Genomic DNA, 18,090 nt, shown 5'->3' on the forward strand with positions numbered 1-18,090 from the left:
CGCGAATCGGTGAAAAGAAAAGCGTTTTTGCCCGCCTGTCAGAGCTGCGCAAACTCGGACGGGGTTACCAGAAGGATATCGGCAAGGCTCAGATCGGGGGCGTCGAGCACCTCGGCGAGACGGATGCCGTTAAGCGCGATCCAGGTCGCGCCCTCGGTCGTGTCGGAGGGTTCGAGCGACAGGTCCGGGGCTTCGGTGCTGTCGGGATCATAGACCACGGCGATCTGGTCCTCTCTCGCATCGAAATCGGCAATCGTCGCGGGTGCTGCCGGATCGATCCATTCGCCCAAGGCAAACAGATCGCCATCCTCGCCACCGCTGGACCAATCGCCGGAACCCGTCATCAGCGTGTCCGCCCCCTCGCCACCATTGAGGAAATCGCCTTCACTGGCCGCAGTGGACCCCGATTCCCCTTCTCCGGCAAGCCCATCGAGCCAATCATCGCCCGCATTGCCGAAGATTTCATCGCGCCCGGCCCCGCCGCTGAGACTGTCATCGCCCGACGCACCGAAAAGCGTGTCATCGCCCGCGCCACCGTCGAGAAGGTCCGCATCCGCGCCGCCGATCAGGCTATCCGCACCATCCCCGCCCGAGAGCGTATCCGCACCGAATCCGCCCGAAAGATGATCCGCGCCCGCCCCGCCATCGAGAAGATCGTCGCCATCGCCGCCCGAGAGGCTGTCATCGGCCGCGCCGCCGTCAAGCGTGTCATCGCCCGCGTCGCCCCAAAGCCGGTCGTCGCCGTCACCACCATCGAGGACGTCCGCACCCTCAAAGCCGTTGATCTGATCGTCGCCCTCCAGCCCTTCGAGCATATCGTCGAACAGATCGCCCCAAAGGATATCATCCTCGGCGCTGGGGGCGGCGGAGGCCTCTCGCGGGGGGATTTCATCGCCGGACAGGGGACGGGTAGTGATAGTGTCACCGGGTTCGGGCGCGTCATCGGGCTCTTCGCTGGGGGTGTCGACGAACCCGGCAGACACGCCGGCGACCAGCAACCCAAGCAGCCCGGACAGCAACCACATGACCCGATCCCTTAATCAATTCGCGCTCAAATGCGCCCCAACATAGGCTCATCCCCGCGAAATCATACGAAAAATCCGCGTGGCCCGCCGGGGTTTTCTGGGGGAGTGGTTAACGCGTCAGTCCCAAAGCTCTGGCTGGCGGTCGTAACCGATATAGAGCGGGTGCTTGGGCGCGCCCGCCTTGGTGAGGCCAAGGTGATAGAGATCACGGCGCGACCCGCGCAGCAGCGCCTCGACGGCGGCGCCCCGATCGAGATGCGCGCCATGCGCGCCCCAGGCACAGACGATCCGGTCCTGCGGCCCCGCCACCCAGTCGAGCGAGCCGAGAATGGCCGCGTCGTTTTCGGGGCCGACGGGATCGGGCTGCGCGCGCATCACCTTGGGGTCGGTCGCGCGATAGGCGAAGATATTGGTCACCCGAAACGCGCCGAAGCCGAGCGCGCGGGCGCGGCGCTCGCAACGCTCGACGGTGGGGTCGTTTTGCACCTCGGTGGCGGTCGAAGGGTTGAGCATGATGAACAGGGCGCGCGGTGCATTCACATCCCAGACCCGCGTGAGCAGGTAGCGATAGGCCTCGCAATCCGAGTAGACCGCGACCGAAGGCGCGTCGCCCTTGATATGTTCGCGCGTGATCATGCCGCCCAACCCCCGAAAATCGAAATCCAGCTTTCAGCCAGCTTTGCGCTGGTTTTCATACAGATTTGTTTCCGGGTTGGCGAGGCTTGCGCCGGACGGGGTGCGCGCCGATCAAAGGTTGAAGACGCGGGAGGGGTGCAGCTCGCCAGAACGGTAGACACCGACCGCGACCGGCTTGCCCTCGAAACTGGCCCAGGCCTCATCGCCCCATTCGACATCGGCACCGATGACCATGCCGGGATTGCCGTTCTTCAGGCGCTGCGCGCCCTCGGCGGTCGCGCGCAGTTCGGGCAGGTCGTCTAGGCCAAGCTCAAGCGGCAGGAGCCGCGCGTCGAGATCAGGGGTTTTCGCCAGCGCGTCGATCTCGTCGAGGCTGATCCCGTCAGCCGCCTCGAACGGACCCGACCATTCGCGGCGCAGCCAGAGCACATGGCCAAGGCAGCCCAGCGCCCGGCCCAGATCGCGCGCGATGGAGCGCACGTAGCCACCCTTGCCGCAGACGAGTTCCAGCTCGACCGTATCGGCATCGACGCGGGCGATCATCTCGAGGCTTTCAACATAAAGCGGGCGCGCGGCCAGCTCCATCTCCTCGCCCGCGCGGGCCAGCGCATAGGCGCGCTCGCCATCGACCTTGACGGCGGAGAATTGCGGGGGGACCTGTTCGATATCGCCGATGAACGGGCCCAGCGCCGCGCGGATCGCGTCATCCGAGGGGCGTTGATCCGAGGTCTCGATCACCTCGCCCTCGGCATCGTCGGTATTGGTGGCCGCGCCGAGGCGCACCTGAAAGCGGTAGCATTTGAGCGCATCGGTGATGTAGGGCACGGTCTTGGTCGCCTCGCCCAGCGCCACGGCGAGAACGCCCGTCGCTGCCGGATCGAGCGTGCCCGCATGGCCCGCCTTCTTCGCGTCGAGCGCCCAGCGGACCTTATTCACGACCGAGGTTGAGGTCACGCCCGCCGGTTTGTCGACGATCAGCCAGCCGGAAATGTCGCGTCCCTTTTTGCGTGCCATGATGCCCTCTCTGGATACAGGCGGCGGGCCTAGCGCAAGGCGGCGCGCGGGTCAATCGCGGGTGACGAGGCCGATGATCGGACCCATCGGCAGCCCGAGATCGGCGCGGTTCTGCGCGGGGATGACGAGGCGCGAGATCGAGCCGTCGAGATAGAGCGCGTCGGGTGTGCCGAGTTCGTCGCGGAAGAGGCGCGCGAAATGGTGGAAGGTGACGGGTTCGTTCGAGATCGCAAACCAAGCGGTCTGGCCGTCGGCGCTGACGCCCACGCCATTGCGGATATTGAGTGAGTCGGAGTCGGGCAGAAACTTGGGGTGCAACGCGCCGTCGATCACCAGCATCGGACCGGATTGGGTGGCGTTGGTACAGGCGGGCGGGGCGTCCGCGAAGGCGCGGCTTTCGATGACGCTGAGCGTATCGGCCATGCAGAACACCCCGTTCGGCAAGAGACCGAAATTGCCCGGCCCTTCGGTGGTGACGATCGGGTGATGCTCGGTCCCGTTTTCGATATAAAGCCCGACAGGCAGGCGATCCGGGTGATACATCCCCGCATTCATCGCGAAACTCAGGCTCTCACCGGGGGCGAGTTGGTCAAGCAGCCGCTCGGGCGTGCCGATCAGCGCGCCCTCCGGGTCGTGGAGCCAAAGCCGCAGATCGTCGCCCGCCTGCGCCTCGCAGACGGTGAAAGAGGCTTCGTCGAAAAACAGATCGCGGCAGGGGTCTGCCACGGCGGGCGCGGCGAGACAGACGAAAAACGCCGCCTTAAAGATCGTCGTCTTCATCGTCTTCGGGCTGCGCAATGTCGCGCTGCACCTTCTCATCCGAGAACATGCGACGGGTCTCGTCGAGGCGGTCGAAGGTCTCATCCAGACGGAACCGCAGTTCGGGCGCGAATTTCAGCGTGAGGTGCTTGGACACAAGATGGCGCAGTTCGCCCTTGTTGCGCGCCAGCGCCTTGATCAGCTCTTCGCCACCCTGCCCGCCCAAAGGCGCAACATAGGCCGTCGCCACCTTGAGATCGGGGGAGGTGCGCACTTCGCCCACCGTGACGGACACGCGCTGCAGGTCCGGGTCATGCACATCGCCGCGCATCAGCACATCCGAAAGGGTGCGCCGGATCAGTTCGCCGACGCGAAGCTGGCGCTGCGAGGGGCCTTCGCCCGAATGGAAGCGGTTCTTTGCCATGGCCCGCACATAGTGCTTTCGCGCGCGCCCCGCAACGGGGGCTTTGCCAAATGCGCAAATCGCCGCTAAGCAAGGCGCCGCAAGACAGGAGAGTGAGATGAGCGATCTGCCGGGTATCGTGATTACGGGCGTGTCGGGCCGGATGGGCCAGATGCTGGTGCAAACCGTGCGGGCCTCGGACAAGGCGCGGCTGGTGGGCGCGGTGGAACGCGCGGGTCATGACTGGGTCGGGCGCGATCTGGGCGCCTGCATGGGCGGCCCCGAACTCGGCATCACCGTCACCGACGACCCGCTCGAAGCCTTTGCCAAAGCGCAGGCCGTGATCGACTTCACCGCCCCTGCCGCCACGCTCGAATTCGCCAAACTCGCGGCACAGGCGCGCTGCGTCCATGTGATCGGCACGACCGGGTTCGAGCCCGCGCAGCTCGAAGCGCTCAAACCCGCCGCGCGCCACGCGGTCCTGATCCGCGCGGGCAACATGTCGCTTGGCGTGAACCTGCTGACGCAACTCACCAAAAAGGTAGCCCAGGCACTCGATGCCGATTGGGATATCGAGGTGATCGAGGCCCATCACAACAAGAAGGTTGACGCACCGTCGGGCACCGCGCTGATGCTTGGCCAAGCCGCCGCCGAGGGTCGCGGCATCGCGCTCGAAGAGAACACGGAATCGGGCCGCGACGGCATCACCGGCGCCCGCAAACCCGGTGCCATCGGCTTCTCGGCCATCCGCGGCGGCGATATCGTCGGCGAGCATGATGTGCTCTTCGCGGGCATGGGCGAGCGGATCATCCTGCGCCATGTCGCCACCGACCGGGCGATCTTCGCGCGCGGCGCGCTCAAGGCCGCGCTCTGGGGGCAAACGCAAAAGCCCGGCGCTTACGACATGATCGACGTGCTCGGGCTCTGAGCCCCTTCATTCTGCCGGAAATATCCCGGGGGTCCGGGGGCAGCGCCCCCGGCCTCACCGCCTGAGCGACTCAGAAGTCGATGGCGATGCCTTTTTTCTCCCAATCGCCGAACCGCACGGGCTCGGGGCCATCGCGCCCCCCCAGTTCGGTCGGCAATTCCATCTCGGCCGCCTGTTTGCGGCGCGCCTCGGCCTCGGCCAGCGCGCGTTGCGCGGCGGGGGGCAGGTCTTTGCGGGTCTCGTCGGACATGCGGGGATTCCTTGTCTCGGGCCGGGCCATGATATAGGGCCAAGGCCAAACCGGAACAAGATAAAGGGCCGCAGCCATGGCCAGACCCGACCCCGCGCGGCGCGCAGCCCTTGGCCTGATCGTCGGCGTGACCGAAGATCACGAGACCATCGCGGATCAGATCGCGGCGGATGCGCTGGACGGGCTGGAGCCGAATGAGCGCGCCCGCGCGCAGCGTCTGGCGCTGAGCACGCTGCGCCATCTCGCGCAGGCCGATGCGATGCTGAAACCCTATTTGCGCAAGCGCCCGCCCGCCGATCTGATCGCGCTGCTGCGGTTGGCGACCGTCGAGCTCTGTGCCGATGGGGCCGCGCCGCATGGGGTCGTGGATGCGGCGGTGACGCTCGCACGCTCGGGCGGCAAGAAGACGGGCAGTTTCGCGGGGCTCATCAATGCGGTTCTGCGCAAGGTTTCCGAGGATCGCGCGCGCTGGGAGACACTGCCGCCGCCCGCGCTGCCGGGCTGGCTGCGGGGGCGCTTGATGTCGGCCTATGGCAAGCAGGCCGTGCAGGCGATGGAGGCCGCGCATCTGGCAGGCGCGCCGCTCGATCTTTCGCTGAAAGCGGCGGATACCGATCTGGCCGAGGCTTTGGGGGCGGAAGTTCTGCCCACCGGGTCCTTGCGGATTGGCGGGCGGGTGCAGGTCTCGGGGCTTCCGGGCTTCGAAGCGGGCGACTGGTGGGTGCAGGATGCGGCGGCGGCCTTGGCGGCGAAGCTTTTGGCGCCTCAGCCGGGCGAGTCGGTTCTGGACCTTTGTGCGGCGCCCGGTGGTAAGAGCCTGCAACTGGCGGCGGCGGGGGCCCGCGTGACGGCGCTTGATATTTCGCCCGCACGAATGGCGCGGATCGAAGAAAACCTCGCGCGCACCGGGCTGGAGGCCGAGTTGGTGGTGGCGGATGCGCTGGATTGGCAACCCGAAGCGCCGTTCGACGCGATTCTGCTCGACGCGCCGTGTTCGGCCACGGGAACGATCCGGCGGCACCCAGATTTGCCGTTTGTGAAATCGGCGGCGGGGATCAAGGAACTCTTCGCGCTGCAAGAGGCGTTGCTGGAGCGTGCGCTGGGCTGGCTGAAGCCCGGCGGGCGGCTGGTCTATTGCACCTGTAGCCTTTTGCCCGAAGAGGGCGAGGCGCAGATCAAGGCGGCGCTGGAACGCGACCCTGCCTTGCGTGTGGTGCCTGCGGCGGCGGATTGGGTTGAGCCGGGCTGGCAGAGCCCCGAGGGCGGGTTGCGGCTGCGGCCCGATTTCTGGGCGGATCGTGGCGGCATGGACGGGTTCTATATCGCGCGTCTGGAGCGGGCGGCGTGACGCCGCGCGGGCCAATTCACCGGTGACAGGGCCGGGGGCGCGGACTATGGTGCGCGCCTGACGAGAGGCGTGAAGCACAAGGGCGGGACAACCCGGCGGGCGAATGGGACAGCGGCATTCTGGCACGGCTTCAGGGCGGCGCGGCGGCGCGCGGGCACGGGTGAGCGGCCTGCGCAACAGCATGGCCGCACGGCTGGCGGCGCGGGGGCGTCCGGCCACCGGCTTCGTGAGCCAGCCTGAGCCGCGCAGCATCGGGTCTTTTGCGCGCGGGCGCCAGTTGATCGCCGGGAACTTCCTGTTTGCGGGCTTTCTGATCGAGGGGCCGGGTCTGTCGATCTGGGACCTGCCGATGCCCGATCCGAGTTTCGAGGAGGCGCTGCACGGCTGCGCGTGGCTCGACGATCTGGCCGCCGTCGGCAACCGCGAGGCCCGGATCAGGGCGCAAGACTGGGTGTTCGACTGGATCACGCGGTTCAGCGCGGGGCGTGGGCCGGGCTGGACGCCGGATCTCACGGGGCGGCGGCTGATCCGCTGGATCAACCATGCGATCTTGCTGTTGAACGGGCGCGACCGCGCGGCGGCGGAGGGGTTCTTCCGCACGCTGGCGCAGCAGACGGTGTTCCTGTCGCGGCGGTGGAAATCAGCCTCGCCGGGGCTGCCGCGCTTCGAGGCGCTGACCGGATTGATTTATGCGGGCGTCGCGCTGACGGGGATGGAGGGTCATGTCGGTCCGGCGGTCGCGGCGCTTGGGCGCGAATGCAAGGCGACGGTCAACGCGAATGGCGGCATCCCTACGCGCAACCCCGAGGAGTTGCTCGAAGTTCTGACGCTGCTGATCTGGACCAAGGAAGCGCTGGAGGCGGCTGGGCGAAGGCCCGACCCGGCGCATCTGGAGGCGATCTTGCGGATTGCGCCGACACTGCGCGCGCTGCGCCATGCGGATGGCGGGCTGGCGCGGTTCCATGGCGGCGGGCGCGGGCTGGAAGGGCGGCTCGATCAGGCGCTGGCGGGGTCGGGCGTGCGCGGGCTGCAAACCGGCGATCTGGCGATGGGGTTTGCGCGGCTGCATGGCGGGCGGACGACGGTGATCGTCGATGCGGCGGCACCGCCGAAAGGCGAGGCTTCGGCCAATGCCCATGCCTCGACGCTGGCCTTCGAGATGACCAGCGGGCGGCGTCCGATGATCGTGAATTGCGGCTCGGGCGCAGCCTTTGGGCGCGAGTGGCATCGGGCGGGACGCGCGACCGCCTCGCATAGCACACTGGCGATCGACGGGTTCTCGTCCTCGCGGCTTGGGCCCGAGCGCAGTTTCGGCAAGGGCGCGCGGGCCTATCTCGACGCGATCCCCTCCGAGGTTTGGATGCGCGAGGACCATGACGGAGAGGGCTCGGCGCTCTTTGGCCATAACGGCTATGTGGCGACGCATGGCATGACCCATCTGCGGGCGCTCTCGCTGTCGCCCGATGGCCGGGTGCTGGAGGGCGAGGACACGCTCGGCGCGATGTCCGCAGAGGATAGACGCAAATTCGATCAGCTTCTGCTCAAGGACCCGCTGAATGGGGTGCCGTTCAAATTGCGCTTCCATCTGCACCCGGATGCCGATGCACAGCTGGACATGGGCGGCGCTGCCGTGTCGGTCGCGCTCAAGTCCGGCGAGTTGTGGGTGTTTCGCCATGACGGCACTGCCGATCTGACGCTGGAGCCCTCGGTTTACCTTGAAAAAGGCCGTCTGAGGCCGCGTGCGAGCCTGCAAATCGTGCTTTCTGCGCGTGTTCTCGATTATGCGTGCCAGATTGGCTGGACCTTGGCGAAAGCACAGGCTACCCCCGCGGCAATCCGCGAAACCGACCGCGAAGACACTGATTCCGACCTCTGAGCATAAGGACTGCCAGCCGTGACCAGACCCGTCCCCATGACCCGCGCCCTGATTTCCGTTTCCGACAAGACCGGGCTGATCGACTTTGCCCGCGCGCTGGCGGCACGCGGGATCGAACTGCTCTCGACCGGCGGCACGGCCAAGACGCTGCGCGAGGCGGGGCTGAGCGTGCGCGATGTGGCGGAACTGACGGGCTTTCCGGAAATGATGGACGGGCGCGTGAAGACCCTGCATCCGAAAGTGCATGGCGGGCTTCTGGCGCTGCGCGACAACAAAGAGCATGTCACCGCGATGGAGACCCATGGGATCGAGGCGATCGACCTGTTAGTGGTGAACCTCTACCCGTTCGAAGAGACGGTGGCCAAGGGCGCCGATTACGAGACCTGCATCGAGAATATCGACATTGGCGGCCCGGCGATGATCCGCGCGGCCTCGAAGAACCACGCCTTTGTGGCGACCGTGGTCGATGTCGAAGATTACGATGCGGTTCTGGCCGAACTCGACGCGAATGACGGCGCGACCACCTATGCGTTCCGCCAGCGTCTGGCGCAGATCGCCTATGCCCGCACCGCCGCCTATGACGCGGCTGTGAGCACCTGGATGGCGGGTGCGATTGGCGAGGACACCCCGCGCCGCCGCGCCTTTGCCGGCCAGCTTGCGCAAACGCTGCGCTATGGCGAGAACCCGCACCAGTCGGCGGCCTTCTATCTGGATGGCTCGAACCGTCCGGGGGTGGCTACCGCGCAGCAGCATCAGGGCAAGGAACTGTCCTACAACAACATCAACGACACCGATGCGGCGTTCGAACTGGTCGCGGAATTCCCGGTGGACACGCCGGCTTGCGCGATCATCAAGCACGCCAACCCCTGCGGTGTGGCAACCGGCGCGACGCTGGCCGAGGCCTATGGCCGCGCCTTCGATTGCGACCGCACCTCGGCCTTCGGGGGCATCATCGCGCTGAACCAGGTGCTCGACGGCAAGACCGCCGAAGAGATCTGCAACATCTTCACCGAGGTCGTGATCGCCCCCGAGGCGACCGACGAGGCCAAGGCGGTCTTTGCCGCCAAAAAGAACCTGCGTCTGCTGACCACCGGCGCGCTGCCCGACCCGAAGGCGGCGATCACCACCTATCGTCAGGTTGCGGGCGGGTTCCTTGTGCAGGGCAAGGACAACGGGGCGATCACGCTTGCCGACCTCAAGGTCGTGACCGAGCGCCAGCCGAGCGAGCAGGAACTCAAGGACCTGCTGTTTGCGTGGAAGGTTGCCAAGCACGTCAAGTCGAACGCGATCATCTACGTCAAGGACGGGGCGACCGTGGGCGTCGGCGCGGGCCAGATGAGCCGCGTGGACAGCACCCGGATCGCTGCGCGCAAAGCGCAGGACATGGCCGAGGTGCTGGGCCTGTCTGCGCCGCTGACCCAAGGCTCGGTCGTCGCCTCGGATGCGTTCTTCCCGTTTGCGGACGGTCTTATTACCGCGGCCGAAGCGGGCGCGACCGCGATCATCCAGCCGGGTGGCTCGATGCGCGACCAGGAGGTCATCGACGCCGCGAACGAGCGCGGCCTTGCAATGGTCTTCACCGGCATGCGCCACTTCCGCCACTGAGGCGCAGGCCCCGCGCGCGCCGGAAACCGTGACTTGCGGTCCGGCGCCGGGGGCAGGATAGTCTTGCGAGTTTCGGAGGTCCCATGCAGTTGACGGCGAAAGTGGCGGGCGCGATCCTGATCCTCGATCAGGTGACGAAATATGCGGTCGTGCATGTGATGGAGCTTGACCGGAAGGCGGCCATCGACGTGTTTCCGCCGTGGCTCAATTTCCGTATGGCATGGAATCAGGGCGTGAATTTCGGCCTGCTCTCCCACGAATCCGAGATCGTGCGCTGGGGGCTGATCGTTCTCGCGCTGGCGATTTCGGGCTGGGTCTGGATCTGGGTCCGGCGGGAGCCGCATTCGGTGCCCGTTCATGCCTCGGCCGGGCTTTTGATCGGGGGGGCGATCGGGAATATCGTGGACCGGATCTTTTACGGGGCGGTTGCGGATTTCATCAATATGTCCTTGCCCTCATGGAACAATCCCTATTCCTTCAACATCGCGGATATCGCGATCTTCGCGGGTGCGGCGGGGCTTGTCCTGCTGACCGGCAAGGAGGAGGCGCCGCGCAAAGGGCGCACCGGGAATAGCAGGTGACGGGCGCGGTTTGATGCGCTAAGACGGGGACGGACGAGCAATATGGAGAGGCCGATGCAGGCGAAGATGGGCAAGCTTTGGATCGCGATTGCGGTCGCGGCGATGCTGTCGGCCTGTTCGTCGGACAAGGAACCGCGGCTCATGCATCTGCGCTCGGCCAGCAGCGGGCCGGATGAATTCGCGATTCTCCCGAAAAAGCCGTTGCAGATGCCCCCGGACCTTGCGGCCCTGCCGGAGCCGGTCACGGGCGGCAAAAGCCTCACCGATCCCACGCCCGAGGCCGATGCGGTTGCGGCGCTGGGCGGCAACCCGTCCTATCTCGATGCAACGGTGATTCCGGCGGGTGATGGCGCGCTGGTGGCGCAGACGGGGCGGTTCGGGCGCGAAGGCGCGATCCGTGAAACGCTCGCCGCCGAGGATCTGGAGCATCGCCGTCAAAATGACGGGCGGGTGCTGGAGCGGCTGTTCAAGACCAACGTCTATTACCGTGCCTATCGTTCGATGGCGCTCGACCAGGAGGCCGAGCTGGAACGCTGGCGCAAGCTGGGTCTGCGCACCCCCGCCGCCCCGCCGAGCGCTGGCGCGCAGGATCTCTCGCAGTAATCAACTTCGCGTCAGGGCGCTTGTTTGCCCGCCGCACGCGGGTAAGTTGTGCGCAAAGATAAAGAGGTGCCGATGAAACACGCGCTCTGTGCCGGGCTGATCGCCCTGGCGGGTGCCCTGCCCGCGCTTGCCGAGGATGTGAGCTATTTCACGCTGGAGAACGGGCTTGAGGCCGTGGTGATCGAGGATCATCGCGCCCCGGTCGTCGTGCATATGGTCTGGTACAAGGCCGGGGCCGCCGATGAGCGCAAGGGCAAGTCGGGCATCGCGCATTACCTTGAACACCTGATGTTCAAGGGCACGGATGATCTCGCCCCCGGTGAGTTCTCGAAAACCGTGGCGGCCAATGGCGGCTCTGACAACGCGTTCACGAGCTATGACTACACCGCCTATTTCCAGCGGATCGCGGCGGATCGGCTGGAGATGGTGATGAAGATGGAAGCCGACCGGATGCGCGATCTGGAGCTTTCCGAGGATGACTGGCAGACCGAGCGCGAGGTGATCCTCGAAGAACGCGCGCAGCGCACGGATAGCGATCCGGGCGCCTTGTTCGGCGAGCAGCGGAACGCGGCGCAATATCTTAACCATCCCTATGGCACGCCGGTGATCGGCTGGCGCCATGAGATGATGGAACTGACCCGCGAGGATGCTCTGGACTGGTATCGGCAGAACTATGCGCCGAACAACGCGGTGCTGGTGGTCGCGGGCGACGTGACGCCCGACGAGGTGCGTGCGCTGGCCGAGACCTATTACGGGCCGCTTGCGCCGTCGGAAAACCTGCCCGAGCGGGCGCGCGTGCAAGAGCCCCCGCAACTGGCCGAGCGGCGTTTGATCTTTGAGGACCCGCGCGTGGCACAGCCCTATGTGACGCGTGGCTATCTCGCGCCCGAGCGCGATCCGGGCGATCAGGCGAAGGCGGCGGCGCTCACGGTGCTTGCGGAAATTCTGGGCGGGAACCCGGCAACCTCGGTTCTGGGGCGCAAACTGGTTTTCGGCACGGGTGCCGCGATCTATGCGAGCGCTTTCTATGACGGGATGTCGATTGACGACACGGTGTTCTCGCTGGCGGTGATGCCGGCGGCGGATGTGAGCCTGCCCGAGGTCGAGGCGGCGCTCGATACCGCGCTGGCCGAGTTCCTGCGCGACGGGGTCGATCCCGAGCAGTTCGAGCGGATCAAGACGCAGGTGCGCGCGGCGGATATCTATGCGCGCGATAACACCCAAGGCCTTGCGCGGCGCTATGGCGAGGCGCTGGCGAGCGGGTTCTCGGTCGAGGATGTGCAAGGCTGGCCCGAGGCGCTGGATGCGGTCACCGAAGAGGACGTGATGGCGGCGGCGCGCGAGGTGTTCGACCGCAAGCGCGCCGTGACCGGTTATCTCACGCGGCCCGCGCAAGAGGAGGTCTCGCAATGATCCGGATGCTGTTCGCAACGCTGGCGGCGGCGCTGGTCCTTGCCCTGCCCGCACGGGCGATCGAAATCAAGGACGTGACCTCGCCCGGCGGTATCAATGCGTGGCTCGTCGAGGCGCATGACATTCCCTTTATCGCGCTCAATATCAGCTTCAAGGGCGGGGCGAGCCTTGATGCGCCCGGCAAGCGGGGGGCGATCAACCTGATGACCGCGACGCTCGAAGAGGGCGCGGGCCAGATGGATGCGCAGGGCTTTGCCGAAGCCGCCGAGGCACTGGCCGCCCAGTTCGGTTTCGATGCGGACGACGACACGGTGGATGTCTCGGCCCGGTTCCTGAGCGAGAACCGTGACGCCGCCGTGGCGCTTCTGCGCGAGGCGCTGATTACCCCGCGTTTCGATCAGGCGGCAGTGGACCGGGTGCGCGCGCAGGTGCTCTCGATCATCGCGTCGAACGAGCAGGACCCGAACGATATCGCGGGCGAGCGTTTCGCGGCGCTGACCTATGGCGCGCATCCCTATGGCAGCTCGATCAGCGGCACCCGAGACAGCGTGCAGGCGCTGACGCGCGAGGATATGTTCGAGGCCAAGTCCCGTGTCATGGCGCGGGACCGGATGATCGTGTCGGCGGTGGGCGACATCACCGCTGAAGAGTTGGGGCCGCTTCTGGACCGGCTCTTGGGCGACCTGCCCGCGACCGGGGCCGAGATGCCCCCGCGCGCCGATGTGGCGACGGAGGGCGGGATCACCGTCGTCGATTATGACAGCCCGCAATCGGTGGTGATCTTTGGCCATCAGGGGCTGGCCATGGACGACCCGGATTTCTTTGCCGCCTATGTTTTGAACCAGATCCTCGGCGCGGGGGGCTTTTCCTCGCGGCTGATGGAGGAGGTGCGCGAAAAGCGTGGCCTGACCTACGGGATCTATTCTTATCTCGTGCCCAAGGATTTGGCCGAGATGTGGATGGGGTCGTTCTCGGCGTCGAACGAGAAGGTCGCGGAGGCCATCGAGATCGTGAAGGCGGAATGGGCGCGCGCGGCCACGGGTGCGGTCAGCGCGGCCGAGTTGAGCGACGCCAAGACCTATCTGACGGGCGCCTATGCGCTGCGCTTTGATGGCAATGCACAGATCGCGGGCATCCTGACGGGGATGCAGTTGTCCGACATGCCGATCGACTATATCGACAGCCGCAATGCGAAGGTCGAGGCGGTCACGGCGGAGGATGTGGCGCGGGTGGCGAAGCGGTTGCTCGATGCCGATGCGTTGCGCTTCGTGGTGGTCGGCAAGCCCGTGGGGCTGGAGTAACCGCAGTCCCCGAATCTGTGGCAGGGGCGGGTCAGCTATGCTATCCCTAGTGGGATGAATGCACCCGGCCCCAAAATAAGCGCAGAACGCCCTATCATCCGGCAATTGGATGACGCCGCCGCGAACCGGATCGCGGCGGGCGAGGTGGTTGAGCGCCCGGCCAGCGCCGTGAAGGAGTTGGTCGAAAACGCGCTCGATGCGGGTGCGGGGCGGATCGAGATCGCCTATGCCGATGGCGGCAAGACGCTGATCCGGATCACCGATGACGGCTGCGGGATGACCGGCGAGGACCTGCCGCTGGCGCTGAGCCGTCACGCGACCTCGAAGATCGACGGGTCGGATCTGCTTAACATCCATACCTTCGGGTTTCGTGGCGAGGCGCTGCCCTCGCTGGGCGCGGTCGGGCGGCTGGTGATCACCTCGCGCGCCGAAGGGTTCGAGGCGGCGCAGATCGCGGTGACGGGGGGCGCGATGGCCGGGGTAAAGCCCGCCGCGCTGAACCGGGGCACCGTGGTCGAGCTGCGCGATCTGTTCTATGCGACGCCCGCGCGGCTCAAGTTCATGCGGACCGACCGGGCCGAGGCGCAGGCGATTGCCGATGTGGTCAAGCGGCTGGCGATGGCCGAGCCCTATGTGAGTTTCGTGCTGCGCGATGTGTCGGAGGCGCGCGGCAAGGCGGACGGGCGCGAGATCTTTCGCGCCGATGCCGAGCAGGGCGAGTTGTTCGATGCGCTCTCGGCGCGGCTGGCGCGGGTGCTGGGCCGCGATTTCGCGGCCAATGCGGTGCGGATCGACGCCGAGCGCGAGGGCATTCGGCTCACCGGCTATGCGGCGCTGCCGACCTATTCGCGGGGCGCTGCGGTCGAGCAGTTCCTGTTCGTCAACGGGCGTCCGGTGCGCGACAAGATGCTGACGGGTGCGCTGCGGGCGGCCTATATGGATTTCCTCAGCCGCGACCGGCATCCGGCGGCGGTGCTGTTCCTGACCTGCGATCCCGAGCGGGTCGATGTGAACGTCCACCCCGCCAAGGCCGAGGTGCGCTTTCGTGAAAGCGGCACGGCGCGCGGGCTGATCGTGACTGGCTTGCGTCATGCGCTGGCGCAGGCGGGGCATCGGGCCTCCTCGACGGTGGCGGATGCGACGCTGGGTGCGATGCGGCCCGAGCCGCAGGGCACCATGCCGCCGCGCGTCTATCAGATGGACCGCCCGAGCCTTGGCGCACTCCGGCAAAGTTTTACCGCGCAGGCGCCGGTGGGTTTTGACGAGGCGCCACAGATGTTTGAGCCGGTCGCGCAGCCTTCGGCGCGCGCCGAGGAGCCGGGAGGCGATGCGGGTCTGACGGCGAACCCGTTGGGGGCGGCGCGCGCGCAGATCCATGAGAATTATATCATCGCGCAGACTGAAACCGGCCTTGTGATCGTCGATCAGCACGCCGCCCATGAGCGGCTGGTCTATGAACGGCTGAAGCGGCAGATGGCAGAGAACGGCGTGCCCGCGCAGGCGCTCTTGATCCCGGAAATCGTCGAGATGTCCTCGGGGGATGCCGCGCTCCTTTTGGAACATACCGAGGAGCTGGCGCGGTTCGGCCTTGGGATCGAGCCCTTCGGCGGCGCGATTGCGGTGCGCGAGACGCCCGCGATCCTTGGCGAGATCAACGCGGGCGCGATGCTGCGCGATATCCTCGACGAGTTGGCGGATCTTGGCGACAGCCAGAGCCTGCAATCGCGGGTCGAGGCGGTGCTGAGCCGGATGGCCTGTCATGGCTCGATCCGCTCGGGCCGCCGGATGCGCGCCGATGAGATGAACGCACTCTTGCGCGAGATGGAGGCGACGCCCCATTCCGGCCAGTGCAACCACGGCCGCCCCACCTATGTGGAGTTGAAACTGAGCGATATCGAGAGGCTGTTCGGGCGCACATGATCCAGATCGGGACCCATCAATTCGACCTGAACGATCCGCTGGTGCTGTTGGCGCTTGGCGGGATCGGCTTTGCGCTTCTGGTCTTTGTGCTGATGCTGATGATGCTGCGCAGTACCGGGCGGCAGGCGCGCACGCTGGAGCCGATCGTGGGACAGTTGAACCTGCTTGGGCAGCGGGTGCAGGGGCTTTCGGACGGGCAGCAGCAACTGACCGGCGGGCTGCATCACGTCTCCGAGGCGCAGGCGATGAGCCAGACCAAGATGCTGGCGCTGATGGAGCAGCGCCTCGCCGATGTGAACCGCGCGATGAATGAAAGCCTGCACGGCACAGCCACGCGGACGGCGCGCTCGCTGGGCGATCTGCATCAGCGGCTGGAGGCGATCGACAAGGCGCAGGCCAATATCGAGAAGCTCTCGGGGAATGTGCTGGGCTTGCAGGATATTCTTTCGAACAAGCAGACGCGGGGCGCGTTCGGGGAAATCCAGCTCCATGACATCGTGAACAAGGCGCTGCCGTCGGATGCCTTTACCATGCAAGCGACGCTGTCCAACGGCAAGCGCGCGGATTGCCTGATCCACCTGCCGAACCCGCCCGGCCCCATCGTCATCGACAGCAAATTCCCGCTCGAAGCCTATGAGGCGCTGCGGCGCGCCTCGGGTCCGGGCGAATTGCTGGAGGCGCAGCGCTTCATGCGGGCCTCGGTCAAGGCGCATATCCGGGCGATTTCCGAGAAATACATCCTCGAAGGCGAAACGGCCGATGGCGCGCTGATGTTCCTGCCCTCGGAGGCGGTCTATGCGGAACTGCACGCGAATTTCCCCGAACTGGTGCGCGAGGGCTTTGCCGCCAAGGTCTGGATCGTGAGCCCCACCACCTGCATGGCGACGCTCAACACGATGCGCGCGGTTCTGAAAGACGCAAGGATGCGCGAGCAGGCGGGCGCGATCCGGCGCGAGTTGGCCGCGCTGTATGGCGATGTGGATCGGCTGGGCAGTCGCGTCGAGAATCTCGACCGGCATTTCGGGCAGGCCGCCAAGGATATCGCGGAGATCAAGATCTCGGCCGAGAAGGCGGGCAAACGGGCGCGCAGGCTCGACAATTTCGACTTTGAGGAGCTGGCCCCCGAGCCGGAAACCCCGCGCGTTCTTCAGATCAAATCCTGATCTTTCCCGCTTGCGAAGCGCGCCGTTCGACGCGAAACTGGTGCGGCAACGGAGGGAAACATGCTCACCATCAGCCCGGCTAAAATCGCCCATGTCATCATTCGCGCCCGCAAGTTCGACGCGGACGTGCCCGGCTCGGGTCAGGCCCGCGAATTGCGCGCCTTCATCGCGGGTCTGAACGATGACGAGAAAGCCGCGCTGACCGCCGTGATGTGGGTCGGACGCGAAACCTTCGAGGCGGAGGAGCTGGAAGAGGCCATCGCCACCGCCCATGCCGAAGCGACCGCGCCCACCGAAGACTACCTTCTCGGCATCCCGATGCTGGCCGATTACCTCGAAGACGGTCTTGGCGCGCTTGGCCTCTCGCTCGAAGAGGCGGAAGAGGATATTTACCCGTCGGTTTGAGCGGTTTTCTCAAAACCAGAGACAAAGGCGGCCCCGCAGAGCCGCCTTTTTGCGTTCATCAAACCCGAAATACGCTCCGGGGGTGCGGGGGTGGGAAACCCCCGCTTTCCCGGCGTCAGGCCACGAGGCGATAGCCGCCGGATTCGGTGACCAGAAGCCGCGCGTTCGAGGGATCGGGCTCGATCTTCTGGCGCAGGCGGTAGATATGGGTTTCGAGCGTGTGCGTCGTGACGCCCGCGTTGTAGCCCCAGACCTCATGCAGCAGCACATCGCGCGGCACCACGCCATCGGTGGCGCGGTAGAGGAACTTGAGGATATTGGTTTCCTTCTCGGTGAGCCGGATTTTCTTGTCCTTCTCGTCGATCAGCATCTTCATCGCAGGCTTGAACGTATACGGGCCAAGCTGGAAGACGGCGTCCTCGGATTGCTCATGGGTGCGCAGCTGCGCGCGCAGCCGGGCAAGCAGAACCGGGAATTTGAACGGCTTGGTGATGTAGTCATTCGCGCCCGAATCGAGGCCGAGGATCGTGTCGGCGTCGGTATCGTGCCCGGTCAGCATCACGATGGGGCATTTCACGCCCTGTTTGCGCAGCTTCTTGCACAGCTCGCGGCCATCGGTATCGGGCAGGCCCACATCGAGCAGCACGAGGTCATAAAGCGCCTCTTTCGCGCGCTCGACACCTTCGGCGCCAGAGCCGGCCTCGAACACGTCGAATTCGTCGGTCGCCAGCAATTGCTCGGCCAGCGCCTCGCGCAGGTCCTCGTCATCATCGACGAGCAGGATTTTCTTCAGGGCTGCCATGTTTGCCTCCGGTCGTTTTGCGTTTGAAGCAAAGCTGATACCCGCTCACGGTTTCGGC

Annotated in this window: 18 protein-coding genes; 11 read left to right on the top strand and 7 right to left on the bottom strand. The window is 66.1% G+C overall.

The window, feature by feature from the left end:
* Positions 1–38: 38 nt before the first annotated feature.
* The 5 genes from P0X85_RS07410 to rbfA all read right to left on the bottom strand — a co-directional run bounded on the left by P0X85_RS07410 (position 39) and on the right by rbfA (position 3,858).
* A complete protein-coding gene (locus P0X85_RS07410) occupies positions 39–1,025 on the bottom strand; it encodes a calcium-binding protein (RefSeq protein WP_275810946.1) in 987 nt (328 codons plus the stop codon).
* A 117-nt stretch (positions 1,026–1,142) separates the two neighbouring features.
* Positions 1,143–1,661, bottom strand: coding sequence for a DUF1643 domain-containing protein (locus tag P0X85_RS07415; RefSeq protein WP_275810949.1), 519 nt, complete (start codon positions 1,659–1,661; stop codon positions 1,143–1,145).
* A gap of 111 nt (positions 1,662–1,772) precedes the next feature.
* Complete coding sequence (gene truB / locus P0X85_RS07420; RefSeq protein ID WP_275810952.1) at positions 1,773–2,675, bottom strand: tRNA pseudouridine(55) synthase TruB; 903 nt, start codon at positions 2,673–2,675, stop codon at positions 1,773–1,775.
* A gap of 51 nt (positions 2,676–2,726) precedes the next feature.
* Positions 2,727–3,455, bottom strand: coding sequence for a phosphodiester glycosidase family protein (locus P0X85_RS07425; RefSeq protein ID WP_275810955.1), 729 nt, complete (start codon positions 3,453–3,455; stop codon positions 2,727–2,729).
* A complete protein-coding gene (gene rbfA, locus P0X85_RS07430; protein ID WP_275810958.1) occupies positions 3,436–3,858 on the bottom strand; it encodes a 30S ribosome-binding factor RbfA in 423 nt (140 codons plus the stop codon). Before rbfA ends, P0X85_RS07425 begins: the two co-directional genes overlap by 20 nt.
* A 97-nt stretch (positions 3,859–3,955) precedes the next feature.
* On the opposite strand from rbfA, the gene dapB reads away from it, so the two are divergent.
* Positions 3,956–4,765, top strand: coding sequence for a 4-hydroxy-tetrahydrodipicolinate reductase (gene dapB, locus P0X85_RS07435; RefSeq protein WP_275810961.1), 810 nt, complete (start codon positions 3,956–3,958; stop codon positions 4,763–4,765).
* A 70-nt stretch (positions 4,766–4,835) separates the two neighbouring features.
* Here the strand turns inward: dapB and P0X85_RS07440 are convergent, their stop codons facing one another.
* Positions 4,836–5,015, bottom strand: a complete 180-nt coding sequence (locus tag P0X85_RS07440; RefSeq protein WP_275810964.1) for a DUF1674 domain-containing protein — start codon at positions 5,013–5,015, stop codon at positions 4,836–4,838.
* Between the two features lie 76 nt (positions 5,016–5,091).
* Here P0X85_RS07440 and P0X85_RS07445 point away from each other — a divergent pair, with 76 nt between their 5' ends.
* From P0X85_RS07445 to P0X85_RS07490, 10 genes are all read left to right on the top strand, one after another.
* Positions 5,092–6,363 (top strand): RsmB/NOP family class I SAM-dependent RNA methyltransferase, encoded by a 1,272-nt coding sequence (locus P0X85_RS07445; protein ID WP_275810967.1) that lies wholly within the window; start codon positions 5,092–5,094, stop codon positions 6,361–6,363.
* A 103-nt stretch (positions 6,364–6,466) separates the two neighbouring features.
* The gene (locus tag P0X85_RS07450) at positions 6,467–8,239 is read left to right on the top strand and encodes a heparinase II/III family protein (protein ID WP_420851798.1); all 1,773 of its coding nucleotides are present in this window, start codon (positions 6,467–6,469) and stop codon (positions 8,237–8,239) included.
* 36 nt (positions 8,240–8,275) lie between these two features.
* On the top strand, positions 8,276–9,844 hold the full coding sequence (purH, locus tag P0X85_RS07455) for a bifunctional phosphoribosylaminoimidazolecarboxamide formyltransferase/IMP cyclohydrolase (RefSeq protein WP_420851809.1): 1,569 nt from the start codon (positions 8,276–8,278) through the stop codon (positions 9,842–9,844).
* Between the two features lie 83 nt (positions 9,845–9,927).
* Positions 9,928–10,425, top strand: a complete 498-nt coding sequence (lspA, locus tag P0X85_RS07460) for a signal peptidase II (RefSeq protein ID WP_275810973.1) — start codon at positions 9,928–9,930, stop codon at positions 10,423–10,425.
* Positions 10,426–10,479: 54 nt separating this feature from the next.
* Positions 10,480–11,028: a DUF3035 domain-containing protein gene (locus P0X85_RS07465; RefSeq protein WP_275810976.1), complete on the top strand. Its 549-nt coding sequence runs from the start codon at positions 10,480–10,482 to the stop codon at positions 11,026–11,028.
* A gap of 72 nt (positions 11,029–11,100) precedes the next feature.
* Entirely contained in the window at positions 11,101–12,441 is a 1,341-nt protein-coding gene (locus tag P0X85_RS07470) for a M16 family metallopeptidase (protein ID WP_275810979.1), read from the top strand.
* Positions 12,438–13,742 (top strand): M16 family metallopeptidase, encoded by a 1,305-nt coding sequence (locus P0X85_RS07475; RefSeq protein ID WP_275810982.1) that lies wholly within the window; start codon positions 12,438–12,440, stop codon positions 13,740–13,742. Before P0X85_RS07470 ends, P0X85_RS07475 begins: the two co-directional genes overlap by 4 nt.
* 54 nt (positions 13,743–13,796) lie before the next feature.
* Positions 13,797–15,662 carry a DNA mismatch repair endonuclease MutL gene (gene mutL, locus P0X85_RS07480; protein ID WP_275810985.1) on the top strand — a complete coding sequence of 622 codons (1,866 nt, stop codon included), beginning with the start codon at positions 13,797–13,799 and terminating at the stop codon, positions 15,660–15,662.
* Complete coding sequence (locus P0X85_RS07485) at positions 15,659–16,825, top strand: DNA recombination protein RmuC (RefSeq protein WP_275810988.1); 1,167 nt, start codon at positions 15,659–15,661, stop codon at positions 16,823–16,825. The genes mutL and P0X85_RS07485 overlap by 4 nt, the downstream gene beginning before the upstream one ends.
* A 60-nt stretch (positions 16,826–16,885) precedes the next feature.
* Positions 16,886–17,230: a DUF3775 domain-containing protein gene (locus P0X85_RS07490; RefSeq protein WP_275810991.1), complete on the top strand. Its 345-nt coding sequence runs from the start codon at positions 16,886–16,888 to the stop codon at positions 17,228–17,230.
* 115 nt (positions 17,231–17,345) lie between these two features.
* Here the strand turns inward: P0X85_RS07490 and P0X85_RS07495 are convergent, their stop codons facing one another.
* Entirely contained in the window at positions 17,346–18,032 is a 687-nt protein-coding gene (locus P0X85_RS07495) for a response regulator transcription factor (RefSeq protein WP_275810994.1), read from the bottom strand.
* Positions 18,033–18,090 lie beyond the last annotated feature (58 nt).

It is taken from the genome of Pseudothioclava nitratireducens (assembly GCF_029210495.1).
In the GTDB taxonomy this organism is placed as follows: domain Bacteria; phylum Pseudomonadota; class Alphaproteobacteria; order Rhodobacterales; family Rhodobacteraceae; genus Pseudothioclava; species Pseudothioclava nitratireducens.